The sequence below is a fragment of the Lysobacter sp. ISL-50 genome (assembly GCF_018612875.1).
In the GTDB taxonomy this organism is placed as follows: domain Bacteria; phylum Pseudomonadota; class Gammaproteobacteria; order Xanthomonadales; family Xanthomonadaceae; genus Lysobacter.
In genome coordinates this window covers 1-19,597 of sequence record NZ_JAGGRI010000003.1, presented here as the reverse complement: position 1 = coordinate 19,597, position 19,597 = coordinate 1, and the positions used below count along the sequence as shown (strand labels likewise).

Here is a 19,597-nt window from a genome sequence, read left to right as displayed (position 1 = left end):
AATCGGGAATCGGGAATCGGCTTTGCCGAGTCTGCTTTCGCGCATGGTCCGCGAAGGCACGGGCGGCGGGCTGGGCGGCGCAAGCGCCCGCGGGCGACGGAAATTCAGGTCGCATCGCCCCGCAGCGAGTATTCTTGCGCGCCGCGAACCAGACCCGGCGTCATGAAGATCGGCATCGATTTCGGCACCAGCTATTCCGCCGCCGCCGCGGTGATCGACGGCCGCGTGCGCACCGTGCGCTTCGGCGAGGAACAGCAGTTCCGCACCACCGTGTACTTCCCCGAGGCGGTGCCCGATCCGAGCCAGTTCGAGCTGACCGACGCGCTCGAAGCCCAGGTCGATGCCCTGGTGCGCAGCGCCCGCGCCCAGCACACCCGCGCCGCCAACGAGGCCCAGGCCGCGCGCCGCGAACAGGCCGCGCGCCTGCCCGCCGATCAGCGCGAGGCGGCGCTGGCCTTGATCGCCACGCCCGCGCCGCGTTCGGAGACCGACCTGCGCCGCGACGCCGTGCGCGCCGTGCGCCGGCAATGGCTGGAAGAACAGGTGCGCGAAGCGCGCGCCTCGGCGGCCTCGCTGCAGAACGCGGTCTACGGCGAGGACGCGGTCGAGGCCTACCTGACGGAAGGCTTCGGCAATCTGGTGCAGTCGCCCAAGTCGATGCTGGGCTACCAACTGGCGCCGCACGTGCGCCAGACCATCGTCGGCATCGCCGGCTACATCCTCGAACACATCCGCCTGAGCGCCAGCCAGCAGCTCGGCGTCAACGTGCGCTCGGCCGTGCTCGGCCGGCCGGTGCAGTTCCGCAGCTCGATGGGCGATGCCGGCGGCGATCAGGCGCTGGCGATCCTGACCGAGGCCGCGGCCGGCGCCGGTTTCGACGAGGTCAGCTTTCTCGAAGAACCGGTCGCCGCGGCGCTGGGCTATCACGCCCAGAGCGCGCAGCGGCACCGCACCCTGGTGGTGGACATCGGCGGCGGCACCACCGACATCACTCTGGCCGAAGTCGGCGGCGCGGACGCGCCGGTCGTGCTGGGCTCATGGGGCATCGCGCGCGGCGGCGTCGACGTGGATTTGTCGCTGAGCCTGTCGCGCTTCATGCCGCTGTTCGGCAAGGCGGTGACGCGGGTGCCGGCGCATCATTTCGTCGAGGCCGCGACCGTGCACGACGTGATGCGCCAGCGCGATTTCCAGCGCCGCGACGCCTACCGCGAAGTCGCCGAGCCGTTCGGCCCGCGCCTGATCGCGCTGCAGCAGCCGGGCAACACCACGCGCCTGAGCCGCGCGGTGGAATCGGCCAAGATCGAATTAAGCACGCGCGACGACCATCGCGCCGAGCTGGGTTATATCGAGCCGGGCCTGGCGCTGGCGACCAGCGCGCGCGACCTGGGCGAATCGGCCGGGCCGTTCCTGGGCTTCGTGTCCGACTTGCTGCGCGAGGTTGCCGCCGAGATCGACGCGCGCCTGGGCGAGGCGCCGAGCGCGGTGTTCCTGACCGGCGGCATGTCGCGCGCGCCGTACGTGCGCGAGGCGGTGCAGCGTTGTTTCCCGCAGGCGCGGCTGGTGGCGGGCGATCCGTCGCTGGGCGTGGTCTCGGGTCTGGCGTTCGCGGCGGCGCAGGCGGCTTGAGCTGGGTTGGGGGCTGCGACAAAACTATCTGATAGCGTCGATTGAGCCCCTCTCTCGCTCGTCGGAGAGGGCGACTGAGGTTTTGTCAGTCCGGCTTGATTTAGCCCGCGTCGCGCACCGACGATACGCCGGTTCGAGCAGCCACTCACAGGAGCCCACCGCGCGATGAAACCCTATTCGCCCTCATGCGAGCGCAATCGCGACCCGATCCTGGCGGTGTTGCGCGAGCGCTTCGCCGATCGCCGCAAGGTGCTGGAGATCGGCAGCGGCACCGGCCAGCACGCGGTGCATTTCGCCGCGGCGATGCCGTGGCTGAGCTGGCAATGCGCGGATCGCGCCGAGTACTTGCCCGGTATCGAACTGTGGCTGGAGGAAGCGGCGCTGGCGAATACGCCGCCGCCGCTGGAACTGGAAGCGGTGGCGGCGCCGGCCGCGGGATTCATGCCGGCGCCGGTGTCGGCCACGGACGCATCCGGTTTCGACGCGGCGTTCAGCGCCAACACCCTGCACATCATGGGCTGGCCGCAGGTCGAGGGATTTTTCGCCGGGTTGGACACGGCGCTGGCGGCCGAGGCGACGGTCGCGATCTACGGGCCGTTCAACTACGGCGGGCAGTTCAGCAGCGACAGCAATCGCGAATTCGATGCCTGGCTGAAAGCGCGCGATCCGGTGTCGGGCGTACGTGATTTCGAAGCGGTGAATGCGCTGGCGGCCGGCATTGGTTTGCGCCTGATCGATGATGTGGCGATGCCGGCGAACAATCGCTGTCTGGTTTGGCGCAGGGCTGCGTAGTCTTTTGTGGGAGGGGCTTCAGCCCCGATGCTTTTCGCTCAGATTGCCGTTGTCTGACCTCGACTGAGCGGAAAGCATCGGGGCTGAAGCCCCTCCCACAAAAGACTTCGCCGCCGGCGAGATCGCCGGTCCGTTCAACGGCACCGTGCCGCGAGCGCGGCCGTACATCTTCCAGACCAGCTAGGAGCCGCTAAACCGGCGCATCGGCGGGCGCGGTCGAGAACAGGCGCAGGTCTTCTTCGCCGATGCGCACCATGCCTTCGAAGCGCAGGCCCAACCGTTCCAGCACCTTGATCGAGGACTGGTTGTCGGGGTCGGTGATCGCCAGCACCCGCGGCAACTCCAGCGCACCGCGCGCGTGCCGCAGCACCGCCGTGCCGGATTCGACCGCGTAGCCGCGCGACCAGTGCCGCGGCAGGAAGGCGTAGCCCAGGTCGGGATCGGGCAGGGTGTCGCGCTTGAGCAGGCCGCACATGCCGATCGCTTCGCCGCTGTCGCGCAGGTCCACCCGCCACAGGCCGTAGCCGTTGCGCGCGTAGCTTTGCACCGGGCCGTCGAGGATGTAGCGCACCGCGCCGTCCAGGTCGCGCACGCCGCGGTCGCCGATGTTGTCGATGAAGGACGGCTCGTTGAGCAGTTCGAGAATGAAGCCGGCGTCGTCGGCGGTGAGTTCGTTGAGCACGAGGCGTTCGGTCTGTATCGGCGGCATGGGCGGATCGGTCGATGGGCGGTGTCGGCAACGATACGACAGCGAGCGCGGACAATGACGGCCCCGGGTGAGGCGGGAATGAAGCGGCGCCGTGCCGCTACACTGTCGGCCCCGAACACGCATCGCCGCCATGTCCGACCCCGCCCATCCGCACGACATCCCCCCGGTGTCCGACGCCAAGCGCCGGGCGGTGCTCGACGCGTTGGCGTCGATCGACGCGTTGCTGGTGCGCAAGCGCCTCAGCGCCGAAGTCGCGGCCGGGCCGCGGATCGCGGCGATCAGCGATTTTCTCGAAGCGCAGATCGAGCGCATGCAGGCCTTGCAGCCGCAGTTGCCGGCCGGCACGGGGCGCGGCGAGCGATTGGACGAATTCTTCCGCTCGGCATTGGCGTAGCCCGAGGTCTTTTGTAGGAGGGGCTTCAGCCCCGATGCTTTTGTCTCAGGCCAGGCCTGACTGGCAAGCGGCGATCTGAGAGAAAAGCATCGGGGCTGAAGCCCCTCCTACAAAAGCGGGCGAGGCTCTCAGTTCGACAGCGGCAGGTTCTGCTGCAACGGCTCGATCGTCCCTTCGCCGCGCATGACCTTCTTGTATTCCGCGCGCGACACCGAGACGTAGCGGTCGTTGCCGCCGATCTCCACCTGCGGCCCGTCCTGGACCGCGCGGCCGGCTTCGTCCACGCGCACGGTCATGGTCGCTTTCTTGCCGGAATGGCAGATGGTCTTGATCTCGGTCAGCTCATCGGCCCAGGCCAGCAGGTATTGGCTGCCTTCGAACAACTCGCCGCGAAAATCCGTGCGCAGGCCGTAGCACAGCACCGGGATGCGCAAGTTGTCGACGATTTCGCTGAGCTGCCACACCTGCGAACGGCTCATGAACTGGGCCTCGTCCACCAGCACGCAATGCAGCGCGCCGCGCGCGGCGATGTCGGCGCGGATCAGCGTTTCCAGGTCGGCGTCGCGATCGAAGGCGACTGCGTCGGCGCGCAGGCCGATGCGCGAGGCGACCGTGCCGGCGCCGGCGCGATCGTCCAGGCGCGGGGTCAGGATCGCCACGCGCATGCCGCGCTCCTGATAGTTGTGCGCCGACTGCAGCAGCGTCGTGGTCTTGCCGGCGTTCATCGCCGAATAATAGAAATAGAGCTTGGCCATGGACGAAGTGTAGGCCGCGCGGGCGCGGCGCTACAGACTTGACGCCGCGACGATTGCGTTACGGGCGCGGCGCGCCCGTCGCCGCGCCGGGTCAGGGCGTCGGTTCGGGTGCCGGCTTCGGCGCGGGCTTCGCTTCCGCTTCGGGCGCGGGCTGGAGTTTTTCCGCGCCCGGCTCGCCCTGGCTCAGGGTCTCGATGTCGCCGACGTTGACCGTGCCGCCGAAGCGCCGCTGCCAGAACGTGTCCTGGCGGATCCAGTACTGCTTGGCGTCCCAGTTGGCGCGGGCGTAGAGGCCGCCGACCTTGCTCTGTTCCTGGAACATGCCCTCGTTGCCGGCGCTCGCGCCGACGCCGACGTCCACGCCGATGTGGCTGCCGGTGATCTGGTTGCGCAGGCGCGTGAGCCGGCGCTCGTAACGCGGCTTTACCGTCGGGTCGCCGTAGATCTTGTACAGCGCCGGGCCCAGTTCGAGCGCGCGCTTGCGCTCCTCGGGCGTCATCGCCGCCCAATAGCGCTCGCGCAGCGAGACCAGGTCGCGGTAGCCGCGCTCGGCGGCCATGTCCATCCACACATAGGCGAGCGCGCGATCGACCGGTGTGCCTTCGCCCTTCCAGTACATCTCCGCGGCCAGGCCCTGCGAGGGCTTGTCGCCGAAGAAGCCGGCGCGGCGGAAATGTTCCAACGCGGTCTGGTAGTGGCCGCGACGGTGCGACTGCATGGCGAGCTGGCGGTACTCCACGTCCGGATGCAGTTCCATGTAGCCGACTTCGGCCATGAACGGGTCTTCGGCCGGGTCCGAGCCGGCCGGCGTGGCGCTTTGGCCATGCGCGCCGACGCAGGCGGCGGCCAGCGCGGCCGCGAGCAAGAGGGATATCGAATGGCGATGCGGTGCCGTCATGGCGTTGTCTCTCCGTGGAATGCGCTGTCGGCGCGTTTGCGGCGAGGGTAGCAGCGCGCGCGGCTTCGCGCCTGACTTCGGGCGGGGGAAACCTGCGCGATCCGCGCGACTTTCCGCTGCCCTGTTCAGGCGCCGGACGCGGCTTAAGGGCGGCCCCGGTCGATCAGGGTATCCAGCGGCCCGACCTCGACGTTGCCGCTTTGTTGCCAGACCACGTCCTCCACCGCCCAGTAGCGCTTGGGGTCCAGGCGCCAGCCGGCGTACATCGGCTTGAGATCGATGAAGTTCGATCCCTTCAAATCGCCGTCGCGCGTGGCGAACACCGTCAGCTCGCCGCTGGTGGCGCCGGCGCGGCTGCCGGTCATGTTGGCGCGGGCGCGGGCCACGGCGCGTTCGAAGCGCGGCTTGGCGACCGCGTCGGCGTATTCGTCGAACAGCGCGCCGCCTTCGCGCAGGGCGCGCGCGCGTTGCGCTTCGTCCATGTCCTGCCACATCTTTTCCCGGATCAGCACGAACTGCGGATACAGGCGCTCGGCCGCCAGATCGGCCCAGGCATAGGCCAGCGCGGAGTCCTTGGGCACGCCCAGGCCGTGCCAGTACATCAGGCTCAGCCGGTGCTGCGAATACTTGTCGGCATAGCGCGCGGCGCGGCGGAACTGCACCGCGGCGTCGCCCCACTGGCCCTTGCCGGCGGCTTCCGAGCCGTACAGCCGGTGCAACTCGTTGGGATGGTTGGCGGCGAAGCGCTGGCGCGCGTCGAATTCCTGCAGATGGATATGGTCGGTCTCGGCCGTGGCCAGTTGCTCCGCGGTCGTGGCGGCCTGCGGCGCGCTGGCGTGGACGCACGGCGCGGCGCAGGCGCCGGCCCCGATGAGCATCAGTACGAAACCCGTTTTCATGGCCCGCTCCGACCGCCCGGCACCGTCCGGGCGCTGCTCGCCCAGCTTACCCCAGCTACGGCGGCGTGGCGGTTAGACTGTCCGGCCGCACCGGCCCCGCCGACGACTCAGTTTTCCATGCACGGCCTCAATCCCCCCCAACGCGCCGCCGTCCTGCACACCGATGGCCCCTTGCTCGTGCTCGCCGGCGCGGGCAGCGGCAAGACCCGCGTGATCGTCGAGAAGATCGCCCACCTGATCGCCTCGGGCCGGATGCCGGCCAAGCGCATCGCCGCGATCACCTTCACGAACAAATCCGCGAAGGAAATGCGCGAACGCGTGGCCAAGCGCATCCGCGGCGACGCCGCCGACGGCCTGACCATCTGCACCTTCCACGCGCTGGGTTTGAAGTTCCTGCAGATCGAGCACGCCAAGCTCGGCCTGCGCCGCGGCTTCAGCGTGTTCGACAGCGACGACAGCAACGCCCAGATCAAGGACCTGCTGCCGGCCGGCACCAAGCCCGACGTGCTCGACGACATGCGCAACCTGATCTCGCGCGCGAAGAACGCCGGCCTGTCGCCGCAGCAGGCGCTGGCGCAATCGCGCAGCCCGCGCGAGATCGAGGCGGCGACCATGTACGAGATGTACCAGGCGCGCCTGACCACCTTCAACGCGGTGGATTTCGACGACCTGATCCGCCTGCCGGTGCAATTGCTGGAAGCCGACAGCGAGGTCCAGCTGGCCTGGCGCGAGCGCATCGGCTATCTGCTGGTGGACGAGTGCCAGGACACCAACGACGCCCAGTACCGCCTGCTCAAGGCCATCGCCGGCCCGCGCGGGTTGTTCACCTGCGTGGGCGACGACGACCAGTCGATCTACGCCTGGCGCGGCGCCAATCCGGACAATCTGCTGGAGCTGGGCAAGGACTATCCGAGCCTGCAGATCGTCAAGCTCGAACAGAACTACCGTTGCAGCAACCGCGTCCTGCGCGCGGCCAACGCGCTGATCGCCAACAACCCGCACGAGCATCCCAAGACGCTGTGGAGCGACCAGGCCGACGGCGAACGCATCCGCGTGTGGGAATGCCGCGACAGCGCGCACGAAGCGGAAAAAGTCGCCAGCGAAATCCAGTTCCTGGCGCAGAAGAACGAAGCGCCGTGGCTGGATTTCTGCATCCTGTTCCGCGGCAATCATCAAAGCCGCGTGCTGGAAAAAGCCCTGCAGTTGCTGCGCGTGCCGTATCACCTCAGCGGCGGCACCGCGTTCCTGGAGCGGCACGAGGTCAAGGACGCGCTGTCGTGGCTGCGCCTGATCGCCAACCCCGACGACGATGCCGCGTTCCTGCGCGCGGTGACCTCGCCCAAGCGCGAGATCGGCGCCACCACGCTGGCCAAGCTGGCGGAAATGGCCCAGCACGCGCATCTGCCGATGTCGCGCATGGCCGAGTCGATCAACGCGATCAAGCAACTCACGCCGCGCGCCGGCAATGCGCTGGATGGCTTCGTGCAGATCGTGCGTTCGCTGCGCGAAGAGGCCCAGCGCATCAGCCCGGCCGAGCTGGTGGACGTGCTGGCCGAGCGCAGCGGTCTGCTCGCTTCGATCCGCGCGCAGTGCAAGGACGAAGCCAGTTATCAGCGGCGCAAGGAAAACCTGGCCGAGCTGTCGGGTTGGTTCGACGGCGGCAAGGGCTCGGGCCCGGGCGAACTGGCCGCGCAGCTGGCGCTGCTGTCGCATGCCGACAAGGGCGAGGCCGGCAACCAGGTGCGGCTGATGAGCCTGCATGCGGCGAAGGGGCTGGAATACCGATATGTGTTTATCGTCGGCGTGGAAGACGGCAACCTGCCGCACGACGCCAGTCTCGACGAAGGCCGTTTGGACGAAGAGCGCCGGCTGATGTACGTGGGCATCACCCGCGCCAAGGAAGCGCTGTATCTGTCGCATTCGCGCGAGACGCAGCGCTGGGGCGAGCGCATCCGGCTCAAGCCGAGCCGTTTCATCGACGAACTGCCGGCGGCGGAATTGCAGCGCGACGGCGCCGATCCGGTGGCCGATGCGGCGCGCAAGCATGAGCGGGCTGCGGCGGGGTTCGCGGCGATCAAGGCGTTGTTGGAAGGGTAGGGCGGGGAGCCAAAGCGAATCCCCCCTGCCCCCCTTTTTCAAAGGGGGGAACAGCAACAGCGTTCTCGCAACGACACCCACAGACAATGCGCCCCCTTTGCAAAAAGGGACTGGCGCCTGCGCAGCCGCAAGCAAGCGACATCACTTTCTGCGCCGGGGATTTGGCCCCACAGCCAGCGCCGCAACACCCCCAGACAATGCGCCCCCTTTGCAAAAGGGGGCTGGCGCCTGCGCAGCCGCAAGCAAGCGACATCACTTTCTGCGCCGGGGGATTTGCCCCCACAGCCAGCGCCGCAACACTCCCAGACAATGCGCCCCCTTTGCAAAAGGGGGCTGGCGCCTGCGCAGCCGCAAGCAAGCGACATCACTTTCTGCGCCGGGGGATTTGCCCCACAGCCAACGCAAACCCCAACCCCTCGCCACGACCCCGCCGCCCGAATCGGCTAGGCTTGCCCCACGTCCCCCGATCGCGCAACGCCATGTCCCTGCTGATCAACGCCTACTCCACGCTCGCCTCGCCGCCGCCGCCGGAATTCCTGCGCGCCACGCCGTCCCGCCGCGATCGCAGCGATCCGGAACTGGTGCCGCATCTGCAAGGCTTCGTCGGCTACGTGCTGAGCACCGTCACCGAAGGCATGGACGCGCGCACCTTCGGCGTGCTGCGCCACCTGCAGCGCGTGCAGACCCACTACAGCTTCGAAGTCGAAGACCGCGATTTCGACGCGCTCGCCGCCTGGGGCGAGGCCGCCAACGTGCTGTGCTTCCTGCCCGACGGCAGCGTGCGCGACGCCGCCGGCAACGTCCTGGTCAGCCGCGGCGAGCCCGCGGTCGAAGCCGACGCCACCCTGCCGTATCCGCCCGACGCGCGCGAACGCAAGCAGCGCAGCGAGGCCGAACTCAAGCTACTGGGCGCGCAGCCGCCCGCGCACCTGCCGCCGGTGCTCGGCGAAGGCGAGGTGCGCCTGCGTTCGGCGCAGGAAACCATGCGCCGCATGCTCGCGCTGTGCGCGGTCGCGGTGCGCGCCGAATCGCTGAGTTCGCAGCCGCTGTCGGTGGACGACATCCAGGCCAAGCTCGGCCCCGGCGTCGCCGCGCTGACCCCGGCCGAGCGCGCCTTCATCGACACCGACGCGCCCGACGAGGAAACCTGGGCCAATCACGGCTGGCGCTACGAAAGCGCGGCGCTGCTGCAATGGGCGCTGGGCCTGAGCGACGCGCTGCCGCCGCCGACCGCGATCTGCGATGCCGGCGCGATCGCGCGGGTGGCGATCGAGCACGCCGATGAGGCATCGATCGCGAGCGCGCGGCTGCGGCCGGTGGCGGAGTTGCTCGACGCGCTCGACGCCGTGTACCGGCGCCACTGGCTGGTGCGGCAGGCGCGCCTGGACGAGCGCGATCCGTCGATCGGCCTGCATCCGAGCGTCGTCTACGAACGCCACTACGCCTTGAACTGGCTGCTGCGCTTCGACGAACAGGATTGGGACGAAGTCGGCACGCCGACCTGAGCGCCGTGGCGCGCGGCTCGGGCCGCGACGCCGCCGCGATCGGCGGATTCGCGCATACTTCCGGCATGAGCCTGAGCCTTCGCAACGTCACCGCCGCCGACTATCCGGCGGTCCTCGCGCTGAACCTGGAATCCGAAGCGCTGATGAGCCCGCTCGACGCGCGGCGCCTGGCCGCGCTCGATCGCGAATCGGTCTATCACCGCGTCGCCTGCGACGGCGACGACATCGTCGCCTTCCTGCTCGCGTTGCGCGAAGGCGCCGACTACGACAGCCCCAACTACGTCTGGTTCGCCCGGCACTATCCGCGGTTTCTGTACGTCGATCGCATCGCCGTGGCCGCCAGCCATCGCGGCCGCAAACTCGGCGGACTGCTCTACGACGACCTGTTCGCGTTCGCGCGCGAGCGCGGCTTCGCGCAGATCGCCTGCGAGTTCTACATCGTGCCCTTCAACGAAGTGTCCAGCCGCTTCCACGCGCGCTATGGCTTCGGCGAAGTCGGCACCCAGTGGGTGGCCGACGGCGCCAAGCAGGTCTCGCTGCAGATCGCGCCGGTGCCGGCCGCCGCCGCGCCGGCATGATGCCGCAGCTGCATCGCGTCGGCCTGCACCTGCGGCCGATCGCGATGAGCGATGCGCCGGCGTGGTTCGACTACCTGTCGATGCCGGGCGCGGTCGAACACACCAGCTGGACGCTCGACGGCCTGCAAGTCCTGTATCCGCAGATCGCCGCGTCGAATCCGTTCAATCCCGACGCCGCCGCGCTGTTCGCGATCGTCGACGACCTGGACGAACTGATCGGCACGGTCGGCTTCCACACCGTCTGGACCGCGCCGCGCGGCGGCGAGATCGCCTACAACCTGCATCCGGCGCATTGGGGTTTGGGCATCGCCAGCGAAGCCTGCGACGCGGTCGCGCAATGGGCGTTCGCCGAGCGCGACTATGCGCGCATCGATGCCTACGCGCTCGACAGCAACGCGGCGAGCATGCGCGTGCTGGAGAAAAGCGGCTTCCAGCCGGTCGAACTGATGCGCGCCCTGCGCGTGGTGGACGGGCAGCCGCGCGACTTCTGGCGCTATCGGCGCGAAGCCGGCTGAGGCCGTCCGCTGCCGGCACTGAGCGCTGCGTCCTTGCCAGCGCAGCGGGCCGGGTCGATGATCGCGGCACTTCATCGTCGAAGACGGAGATTGCCATGCGCCTGGTCCGATCGCTTCCGCTGCTGTGCCTGCTGCTTGCGAATGCCGCCTTCGCCGGCGCGGCGAACAAGCCCGAGTTCCTGAATTCGCCCGACCCGGGCATGACTCAGCTGCCGTTCTCCGAAGCGGTGCGCAGCGGCGATCTGCTGTTCCTGTCGGGCCAGATCGGCACCGTGCCGGGCAAGAACAACGCCTTGGCGCAGGGCGGTATCCGCGGCGAAGCCGAGCAGACCTTGAACAATGTGCGCGAGGTGCTGCAACGCCACGGCGCATCGATGCGCGATGTCGTCAAGTGCACGGTGTTCCTGGCCGACATCGGCGACTGGCCGGCGTTCAACGAAGTCTATCGCAAGCATTTCAGCGCGCCGTTCCCGGCGCGCAGCGCGTTGGCGGCGTCGGGCCTGGCGTTGGGGGCGAAGATCGAGCTCGAATGCATCGCCCATTCGCCACGCAAAGACAAATAAGCACCGATATCCAACCGTTGCCTGCACGCGGCTATTGCTTATTCGGTGCATGAGGCTGACATTCCCCCGACTGTACGATCACAGGAATGGGTAATGACGCTTAGAATTATCAGCAGCGAGCACGTCGAGCTTCACACGCAGGCCTTCGGCGATCCCGCGCATCCGCCGGTGCTGCTGGTGATGGGGATGATGGCGTCGATGCTGTGGTGGCCACAGGGCTTCTGCGAAGCGCTGGCGCGCAGCGGACGCTACGTGATCCGCTACGACCAGCGCGACACCGGCCTGTCCACGAACTGCCCGCCCGGCGAGCCGAACTACGGCATGTTGGATCTGGCCGAGGACGTGTTCCTCATCGCCGACGTTTACGGTTTCGATGCGATCCATCTGGTCGGCATGTCGATGGGCGGGATGGTGGTTCAGCGCGCGGCGCTGGCGCATCCCGAGCGCGTTCTCAGCCTGTGCCTGGTCGGCACCTCGCCGCTGGGCCTCGACGGCCTGCCACCGATGGACGCGGCCTACGCCGAACACTGCGAAAACGGCGAGTCGGTGAATTGGTCCGATCCGGCCGCGGCCCTGGATTACGTGAGCCGCGACGTCGCCGCCGTCGCCTCGATCCGGCATCCGCACGATGCCGCCGCGGCCAGGGAGTTCGTTCGCGGCGACATCGCGCGCGCGCGCAACTTCGCCAGCGCGACCAATCATTTCGTGCTGGTGGACGGCGACGACACCCAGTTCCGCCACGTGCGCGAACTGAAAATGCCGGTGCTGGCGATCCACGGCAGCTCGGACCCGATCTTCCCGATCGGCCACGCCGAAGCGCTGGTGGCGGCGGTGAACGGCGCGAAATTGCTGCGCGTGGAAGGCGGCGGACACGATTTGCATCCGGCGGATTGGGCGGCGATGACCGAGGCGATCGTCGCGCATACCGCTTGAGCCGACACGCGCGGGCCGTCGGCTTGCATCGATTCTTGCGAGCGCCCTTCGCCAGAATTCACTCCCGCAGATCCATCGGCCGTCTCGGGTATCGGGCAGCATCTGGCCGATGGTCGAGAAGCCCGAGCGTGCCGACGATCGGCTGGGAATCGACAGGGTTTCGCGCCCGGGCCTACACTCCCTGCCTTTCCCACGGACCCATCGCGCATGCAGATCCGCGCCCTGCCTCTGACCGCCCTGGCCTGCGCGCTCGCGCTGAGCGCCTGCAAGCCCCAGCCGGGCCGGCCCGCCGATGCCGCCGCGCCCGTCGCCGAGGCCAAGCCCGCGGCCGCGCCGGCCGCGGCCAAGACCGGCGACGGGGCCGACGACAACCTCAACGCGGTGCTGTGGATGCAGCGCTCGGTCGAGTACCGCGCCAGCACCGAAACCATTTACCGCGCCGCCGCGGACAAGCTCGAGGTCGCGCTCAAGCAGCCCAACTGGGACGCGCTGGTGCCGGAAGAACGCGGCAATTCGGCCAAGGGCCTCAAGCCGGCGGTGGTGATGGACGTGGACGAAACCGTGCTCGACAACTCGCCGTATCAGGCGCGGCTGGTGCGCGACGGTAAGGAATACGACGAAGTCACCTGGGACGCCTGGGTCGCGGAGAAAAAGGCCAAGCCGCTGCCGGGCGTGGTCGATTTCGCCAAGGCCGCGCAGGCCAAGGGCATCACCGTGCTGTACCTGTCCAACCGCGCCGTGCACCTGAAGGACGCGACCTTGGCCAACCTGCGCAGCGCCGGCCTGCCGGTCGCCGACGACTCGGTCTTCCTCGGCCTGGGCACGGTGGTCGAAGGCTGCGAGCAGAACGGCAGCGAGAAGAATTGCCGGCGCCTGCTGGCGGGCAAGCAGTACCGCGTGCTGATGCAGTTCGGCGACCAGATCGGCGATTTCGTCCAGGTCGTGGCGAACACGCCCGAAGGCCGCGACGCGCTGCTGAGCCAGTACCACGACTGGTTCGGCGAACGCTGGTGGATGCTGCCGAACCCGAGCTACGGCTCGTGGGAGGCGATGACCTTCAACAACGATTACAGCCAGCCGCGCGAAGCGCGCCGGCAGGCCAAGCGCGCCGCGCTGGATGTGGCGCCCTGAGCCCATCTCAGCCGTCGGAGCGATTTGCAGTTATTTATAATCAATAAGTTACATCGCAATACTTCAGGTGTTGCATTAACTTTAGTGCGGCGTTAGGCTGCCGCCATCCCGGTGCCAGCCGGGGCCATGCCACAACTCGAAATCTATCGGCGCAAGCCGATTTGCAAGGAGGCTTCGGCCTCCTTTTCTTTTTGTGTTCGAGGTGGGAGCTGCGCGCTGCTGCGCGAATCCGTCGCGACCCGCGGGCCTCCGAAGCAACGCGCTCAATACGTCACAGTCACCGTAATCGTATCGCTGTAACTGCCCACGTTCGGCGTCTGCGGCGCGACGCGGCCGAATACGGTCTGCGATTGCGCGGTGCCGGTTCCGGTGCCGGTCTGGGTGTCGGTGCCGAGGGTGTTGCCCCAGCGCAGGGTGCGGCCGCTGTTGCGGTATAGCTCGTAGGTGACGAACTGGCCGCCGGCGTTGCGCATGCGGCGGATGGCGCCGCTGGCGTTGAGGCCGTTGTTCAAGCCGATCTGCCAGGCGGTGCGGCCGGTGCAGACCAGGCCGATGTCGGTGGTGCGATCGACGTTGGAGGTGATCAGGCCCGGCACGTTGCCGAAAGCGAGGTCGGGCACCGGCTTGGGCGTGAGCGTGCAGGTGTTGGGCACCGAGCCGTTGGCGGTGAACGGAAACGAGCTGGGCGTGCCGGCGCTGCCGCCGCTGGTGCACGAGGCCGGCATCGGCGGAGTGCCGAGCAGCTGTTCGGCGTAACGGAACTCGATGCGCGTGTCGGCGGCGGCGGTGAAACGGTTGGTGTACGTGCCGGCGTTGAGCGCGGTCTGCGCGGGGATGCGGCCGTACAAGGTCGCGGTGAGGGTCTGGCTGCCGCCGATCAGCAACACGTCGTAATCGAATTGCAGCGGCAGGAAATTGGGCACGGTGGCGTCGCCGCGCGCGCCCCAGATCGAACTGCGCGCGGCGTCGGTGTAGAACTGCATCTGCAGCGGATCGTTGAAGCTGTTGATCATGCGCCGCGGCGCCAGCGTGCCGCCGCCGTCGGTGCCGCTGAAGATGCTCACGCACATGTTGACGCGCGCACGCGCCAGCAGCGACAGCGCGCCGGTCGTGCAGGTCACGGTGAGCGTGGCGGTGGCGTCGCTGATCGCGCCGGTGGTGGCCGGGAAGGTCAGGTTGGTCATGCTCGCGGTGCAGGTGGTGGTGGCGCGCGCCGGTTGCCAGACCAGCAGCAAGCCCACGATCAGTACGAGCAGCCAACGGCTCACGGCGACACCTGCGCGGCGCACGACAGCGGACCGATGCGGGCGATGCCCTGCGCGTGCGCCGGATAATCGAAACGCACGCGGCACGCACCGGCCGGCGTATCGATGCGCAGATCGTTGTGGTCCTGCAGCGATTCCAGATAGACCTCGCCGTCGTAGCCCACCACCGCATCGGTACCGCCGGGGCCGTGCACGCGCGTGCCGACGGGCAGCGCCTGGCCGGCGGCGTCGTGCAGGATCAGCACCGCCGCGCGGATCTTCTGGATCGAGAAACGCACCAGCGTGCCCGAACGATCCTTCGGCGTGGCTTGGGTTTCGACCTCATCGAGTTTGGTATCGGACGGCAGTTCCATCGGATCGATGCCGATGCGATTGCGTTGCCAGGCGTTGAGCGGCGTCACCAGCAGCATGCCGTCGCGATCGGTGCGGCCGTAAGGCCGGTTTTCCAGCAGCACCGGCACGCCGGCCACGCCGGTGGACACCACCGCGAACGCGTCGCTGACGTTGCGCGAGGCGAACACGTGGCCGCCCATCCACACCAGCGCGCCGCTGGCGCTGGCGTAGCCGTAGTCGTTGTCGCCCTGGCGGGCCAGTCCGAGGTTGTAGCGGCCGGTTTCGGTCAGCCAGCCCGCTTCGGCCAGTCCGCCTTCCTCGCCGTCGCCGCCGCGCGCTTGCAGGCGCCAGCCGAAACCGCCGTCGCCGGGGATCGGACGGGTCAGCTCGACCACGCCCTGGTCGAGATCGCGCGCGCGCTGCACCGACACGTTGAGTTGGGTGCTGCGATGGTCGCGGTCTTCCAGGTTCAGGCTGAAACCCAGGAACACGTTGCGGTCTTCGTCGCGGTCCAGATTCTGGTTGTAGGACAGGCTCAGCGCGGCGCGGCCGCCGAAGCTGCGGCTCCAGGTCGCGCTGGCGTAGCGCGCCGGCGTTTCGCCACGATAGAGCAAGCGCACGTAGCTCAGGCCCAGGCTGCCCAGGCGCGAGTCGCTCCAGCTGATCACCGCGCGTTCGCTGACGCGCGGCGCGCCCAGGCCGTAACGCGAGGCGATGTCGCGGTAATCGCCGTGCGTGCGTTGCGTGTCGGCGGAGAAATTGAAGCGGCCGTTGCTCCAGTTGTAGGCCGCCGCCTACAGCCAGCCGCTGTCGCCGCCGTCGCGCCCGTGCGCGAGCGAGGCGCTGACCACGCCGGCCCGGCCGAGCAGCCACACGCCGCCGGCGCCGGCATTGACCACGCCGTCGCCGCCTTCGCCGTGCGCTTCGACGGTGAAGCGGTCGCTGACGCCGTAACGCAGATCGCCGCTGAGCAAGGGCTCGTTGCCGTAAGAGAACGAACGCACCGCATAGTCTTCGCGCGCCAGGCCGACGCTCAGCGACCAGTCCGACAGGCCCTTGGCCAGCAGTTGTTGCGCGGCATAGAACGGGAAGTCGAGCGTGCGCGTGCGGCCGAAGGCATCGGTGACCACCAGCTGCGCGTTGCCGGCGCCGGTGATGCCGGGAATGGTCGCCAATTGGAACGGCCCGGGCGCGACTTCGCCGCTGTACTGGCGGATGCCGTTGACGTACAGATCCACCGCCGAAGGCACCGCGACTTCGCCGAGCAAGGTCGGCAGCGGCGTGGTGATGCGATACGGCTGCAGGCCGAAGTCGCGGCCGATGCGCACGCCGCCCAGGCGCAGCGGCCGGGTCCAGTCGAGCTGGCCGCTGATCACGTCGCCCACGGTCACGCTGAACATCGATTCGGGTTTCGACCAGCGCCAGCTGCTGTCCAATCGCACCGAGTCGGTGCGGCGCGGGTCGCCCTGCGTCTTGTAGCTGCGGGTGACCGCGGTCTGGCTGAGCACGCCGCCGCCCAGGCCGAAGGCGCGCAGTTCGGCGAAGGCGGTGGTGTTGTCGCCGCGGTCGTCGGCGCTGGCGTAGACGTCGTAGTTGAGCAGCAGGCCGGGCGAGGCGCTGGCGACGGGAATGTCCGCGCCGGGCGTGTTGAGGCGTGCGGTCGCCAGCGACAACAGCGACAGCGGCGCATCGATCGCCACGCGCTGGACCGAGGCGTCGTAACGCACCGCGACGCCGGGCAGGCTGTCGGGGGCGAGGCTTTCGCCGTCGTCGCGGCCGTCCAGCACGAAGCCGATCGCGCGCAGCGTGGCGACGCTGGCGTAGAGGCGGCCGTCGCGCAGCTCGAACGGATGCGGCGCGCCGTAGGGCGTCTGGTTGAGGCTGACTTCCAGGTACACCGCCATGTTGGCGGCGGCCGCGTGGCCTCCCGCCTGCCAGCCATCGGCGTGGGCGACAGGCAACGGCGGCGGTTCGGCCGCATGGCCCAGCGTCGATGCCAGGAGCAGTCCGGCCGGCATGGCTTCAGCGAGCCGGCGGGTCCAGCGCCAGGGGCTGCTCGTCGGATTCGCCATTGATCCTCGCCTTGAACGTACCCGGACCGCGCAGCAGATCCGCCGGAGCCTGCAAGGCCCAGCGCATGCGCTGGCCGGGCAGGGCGTAGCCCAGCAGGCCGGGCGCGATCGGATGACGGCTTCCCTGCGCATCGACGAACGTCAGATCGGCCAGTTGCGCGTGCTGGCCGCCGCGGTTGGCGACCGCCAGCCACGGGCGCTCGCCTTCGAAACTCAGCTGCGCGCGCAGCTCGGGCCGGATCGGCGCGTCCGAGGCCGGCGCCACGAACACCGGCACCGAGTAGCGCAGCACGAACTGCAGACCGCTTTGTTCCGGGTCCTGCGGCGGCGGCAGCTCATCGACGATCAACCGATAGCTGGTTTCGCTGTCCGGCGGCGCGCCCAGGCGGATCACCCGCACCAACTGCCGCGCGCCCGGCGCCAGTTCGATCATCGGCGGGCTGATCGCCAGGCCCTGGCTGGACTCGAAACGCTCGACGCCGTTTTCCTGCAGCCAGCGGAACACCCGCACCTGCGCGCGCAGCGTCGTGGTGCCGGTGTTGTTGAGCCACAGCGCGTCGGCCTGCTGGCGGGCGCGCAGCGTCAGCGAAGTCGGCGTGACCTGCAGCCCGGCCGCTTCGGCCGGGGCCGACCCGAGCGCCAGCGCCAGGACGGCGCATAGCGCGAGCGTGGCGGCGCGGACTGCCTGAGGGAGCCGGCCGCTGATCATCGCTGGATTCAGTACGTGACCGTGGCGACTACCAGGTCATTGTAAGTACCAGCGGGAAAGTTGGCGCTGGGGGTCCGGCCGTAGACCGGCACGTCGACCGCCGCGCCGGTGCCGCTGCCGGCCAGGACGTTGCCGCCGACGCCGGTGGTGCTGCCCCAGACATCGGCGGCGCCGCGCGCGCTGGCCCGGTACAGCTGATACGGCACCAGATTGGCGCCGGAGGCCATCTTGCGGGTGTTGACGTCGGTGCCGTTCTGGCCGTTGTCCAGGGCGATGGTGTACGCCGTGCCCGGGGTGCAGTTGATGGTCAGCTGGCCCTGCTGGTCTACGTTGGTGGCGATCGAGGAGACCGAGCCGAAATTGACCGGCAGCGTCGCGACGGTGTGGATGTCGCAGATGCTGGTGATGGTGATGGTGACGTTGAGATTGGCCGTATCGACCGCCGCGAAGGCGGGACCGGCGGCGGCCAGGGCGAGTACGGCTACGAAAAGACGGCTCGGGGTAGGACGCATGATCGTTCTCCTGCGCGTGTGCGCGTTGGCTAGCGGAAGTCACCGGTTTTGCCTGTTTTGAACGCATAAAACATGCCAGAGGCCGCACCTTATCCGGACATAAACGGACAGAGGGTGATGAGGATCACGGGATGCTCTCTTTGCCCTGTTCAGGGACGAAACTGCGAATCAGGTCGAACCTTGGTCGAGACAAATTCGGGCGCAGGCTGTACCTATCGGGTCAGCTACTGTCGGTTCGCGGCGCAAAAGTGAGGAAGCGTGAGCCGACGGCTTGTGCCGGTCGGGAGGCCCGGCCAAGATGCCTGCCTGCGGATGCTCCTCCGCGAATGGGGGAGCCCCGATGTCCATCATCCGACACGCCCGCATCGCCGTGCTGACGACCGCCGTGCTGCTGGCGGCCGCCGCGTGCGGGCCCGAGCCGACCGCGGTCGAGCCCGTGCCGACCCTGCCGGCCCAGGCGGTGAGCCAGCTGGCCAGCGACCTGCGCCGCAACGATCTGGCCGGCTACGCTCGCCACGCCGTGCCGCCGGCCCTGCACGCCCGATTGGAAACCGCCTGGAGCGAGGGCCGCACGGTCTGGCCGCTGACCGAACTGCCGCTGGACGACCGCTTCCCCGGCTTCATCGCCGCGCTGGCCGAGCAGGACGCCGAACGCAAGCTGGTGGCGACCTACCGCCGCCAGTTCGCCGGCGCCGATGCCGAACTGCGCTCGGCCGCCAAGACCCTGGGCCTGTTCGCGACCCAGTACGTGCGCAGCGAGCCGGACTACAGCGAGGCCGAGCGCGATCACCATGCGCAGTTGATCGGGGTGATGAGCGATTGGGCGCAGGTGGCGCCGCTGGGCGATTCGAAGCGGGCGCGGGAGGCGATTCCGCAGTTGGTCTCGGCCGCGCGCGCCACCGGCCTGGCCGCGCCGGACGCCTTCGCCAAGGCCGGCATGGACCGCAGCCTGCGCCGGCTCGGGCCGTTCGTGGAGCGGCTCAAGCAGGTGCTCGGCGGCTACGGCCTCAACCTGGATGCGGCGCTGGACGGCCTCGACGCCAGCCTGGCCGAGCAGACCGGCGACACCGCGCGGGTGCGGATTCGCTATGAACTGGCCGGCGCAGCGGTCGATGCCTACGTGCTGGTCGAGCGCATCGACGACCGCTGGTACCTCAGCGACGTGCTGCGCCATGCCCAGCGCGAGGCCGACGCCCCGGCCAAGGCGCCGTCCTCGCCGGCGGTCGCCGAGCGGCTGGCGGCGGTGGCCAAGCTGCAGGGCCGCGCGCCGGTGCCCGCGGCCAAGCCGGCGGCGCCCGCTAGTACCGCCGG

The 19,597-nt window shown here is 68.9% G+C and carries 19 protein-coding genes and 1 pseudogene; 11 read left to right on the top strand and 9 right to left on the bottom strand.

All coding sequences use genetic code 11. The annotated features are described in order from the left end of the window. Positions 1–162 precede the first annotated feature (162 nt). Both J7J50_RS01590 and J7J50_RS01585 read left to right on the top strand, forming a co-directional pair. Entirely contained in the window at positions 163–1,626 is a 1,464-nt protein-coding gene (locus tag J7J50_RS01590) for an Hsp70 family protein (protein ID WP_215063360.1), read from the top strand. A 165-nt stretch (positions 1,627–1,791) separates the two neighbouring features. Next, positions 1,792–2,418, top strand: coding sequence for a DUF938 domain-containing protein (locus J7J50_RS01585; protein WP_215063362.1), 627 nt, complete (start codon positions 1,792–1,794; stop codon positions 2,416–2,418). Positions 2,419–2,608: 190 nt separating this feature from the next. Here J7J50_RS01585 and J7J50_RS01580 read toward each other — a convergent pair whose 3' ends face one another. Continuing rightward, complete coding sequence (locus tag J7J50_RS01580; protein WP_215063364.1) at positions 2,609–3,127, bottom strand: GNAT family N-acetyltransferase; 519 nt, start codon at positions 3,125–3,127, stop codon at positions 2,609–2,611. 130 nt (positions 3,128–3,257) lie between these two features. Here J7J50_RS01580 and J7J50_RS01575 point away from each other — a divergent pair, with 130 nt between their 5' ends. Next, the gene (locus J7J50_RS01575; protein ID WP_215063366.1) at positions 3,258–3,521 is read left to right on the top strand and encodes a nucleotidyltransferase domain-containing protein; all 264 of its coding nucleotides are present in this window, start codon (positions 3,258–3,260) and stop codon (positions 3,519–3,521) included. Positions 3,522–3,649: 128 nt separating this feature from the next. On the opposite strand, the gene J7J50_RS01570 is transcribed toward J7J50_RS01575, so the two are convergent. The 3 genes from J7J50_RS01570 to J7J50_RS01560 form a co-directional block, all read right to left on the bottom strand. Beyond that, positions 3,650–4,276, bottom strand: a complete 627-nt coding sequence (locus J7J50_RS01570; protein ID WP_215063369.1) for a thymidine kinase — start codon at positions 4,274–4,276, stop codon at positions 3,650–3,652. A gap of 91 nt (positions 4,277–4,367) precedes the next feature. After that, positions 4,368–5,174 (bottom strand): hypothetical protein, encoded by an 807-nt coding sequence (locus J7J50_RS01565; protein WP_215063371.1) that lies wholly within the window; start codon positions 5,172–5,174, stop codon positions 4,368–4,370. Positions 5,175–5,317: 143 nt separating this feature from the next. Continuing rightward, entirely contained in the window at positions 5,318–6,073 is a 756-nt protein-coding gene (locus tag J7J50_RS01560) for a hypothetical protein (protein ID WP_215063374.1), read from the bottom strand. A gap of 117 nt (positions 6,074–6,190) precedes the next feature. On the opposite strand from J7J50_RS01560, the gene J7J50_RS01555 reads away from it, so the two are divergent. The 7 genes from J7J50_RS01555 (at position 6,191) to J7J50_RS01525 (ending at position 13,395) form a co-directional block, all read left to right on the top strand. Then, positions 6,191–8,170: a UvrD-helicase domain-containing protein gene (locus J7J50_RS01555; RefSeq protein ID WP_215063376.1), complete on the top strand. Its 1,980-nt coding sequence runs from the start codon at positions 6,191–6,193 to the stop codon at positions 8,168–8,170. A gap of 479 nt (positions 8,171–8,649) precedes the next feature. After that, positions 8,650–9,675 carry a DUF4272 domain-containing protein gene (locus J7J50_RS01550; RefSeq protein WP_215063378.1) on the top strand — a complete coding sequence of 342 codons (1,026 nt, stop codon included), beginning with the start codon at positions 8,650–8,652 and terminating at the stop codon, positions 9,673–9,675. After that, positions 9,648–10,253: a GNAT family N-acetyltransferase gene (locus J7J50_RS01545; protein ID WP_251044269.1), complete on the top strand. Its 606-nt coding sequence runs from the start codon at positions 9,648–9,650 to the stop codon at positions 10,251–10,253. Before J7J50_RS01550 ends, J7J50_RS01545 begins: the two co-directional genes overlap by 28 nt. Beyond that, positions 10,250–10,768: a GNAT family protein gene (locus tag J7J50_RS01540; RefSeq protein WP_215063380.1), complete on the top strand. Its 519-nt coding sequence runs from the start codon at positions 10,250–10,252 to the stop codon at positions 10,766–10,768. Before J7J50_RS01545 ends, J7J50_RS01540 begins: the two co-directional genes overlap by 4 nt. Before the next feature lie 95 nt (positions 10,769–10,863). Then, a complete protein-coding gene (locus J7J50_RS01535) occupies positions 10,864–11,331 on the top strand; it encodes a RidA family protein (RefSeq protein ID WP_215063382.1) in 468 nt (155 codons plus the stop codon). Between the two features lie 93 nt (positions 11,332–11,424). Beyond that, positions 11,425–12,264, top strand: coding sequence for an alpha/beta hydrolase (locus J7J50_RS01530; RefSeq protein ID WP_215063384.1), 840 nt, complete (start codon positions 11,425–11,427; stop codon positions 12,262–12,264). A gap of 207 nt (positions 12,265–12,471) precedes the next feature. After that, entirely contained in the window at positions 12,472–13,395 is a 924-nt protein-coding gene (locus tag J7J50_RS01525) for a 5'-nucleotidase, lipoprotein e(P4) family (RefSeq protein WP_215063386.1), read from the top strand. A 263-nt stretch (positions 13,396–13,658) separates the two neighbouring features. Here J7J50_RS01525 and J7J50_RS01520 read toward each other — a convergent pair whose 3' ends face one another. The 5 genes and pseudogenes from J7J50_RS01520 to J7J50_RS01505 form a co-directional block, all read right to left on the bottom strand. Further along, positions 13,659–14,663 (bottom strand): spore coat U domain-containing protein, encoded by a 1,005-nt coding sequence (locus J7J50_RS01520; protein ID WP_343222415.1) that lies wholly within the window; start codon positions 14,661–14,663, stop codon positions 13,659–13,661. Then, complete coding sequence (locus J7J50_RS25070; protein WP_343222421.1) at positions 14,660–14,905, bottom strand: FimD/PapC C-terminal domain-containing protein; 246 nt, start codon at positions 14,903–14,905, stop codon at positions 14,660–14,662. Before J7J50_RS25070 ends, J7J50_RS01520 begins: the two co-directional genes overlap by 4 nt. Before the next feature lie 60 nt (positions 14,906–14,965). Beyond that, positions 14,966–16,393, bottom strand: a pseudogene (locus J7J50_RS25065) (fimbria/pilus outer membrane usher protein); the annotation flags it as partial. 622 nt (positions 16,394–17,015) lie between these two features. Continuing rightward, a complete protein-coding gene (locus J7J50_RS01510; protein WP_215063388.1) occupies positions 17,016–17,774 on the bottom strand; it encodes a molecular chaperone in 759 nt (252 codons plus the stop codon). Between the two features lie 8 nt (positions 17,775–17,782). Further along, the gene (locus J7J50_RS01505) at positions 17,783–18,286 is read right to left on the bottom strand and encodes a spore coat U domain-containing protein (RefSeq protein ID WP_215063390.1); all 504 of its coding nucleotides are present in this window, start codon (positions 18,284–18,286) and stop codon (positions 17,783–17,785) included. Between the two features lie 340 nt (positions 18,287–18,626). Here J7J50_RS01505 and J7J50_RS01500 point away from each other — a divergent pair. Continuing rightward, positions 18,627–19,597 (top strand): hypothetical protein (locus J7J50_RS01500; RefSeq protein WP_215097440.1); only part of this gene is annotated, 971 nt, incomplete at its 3' end.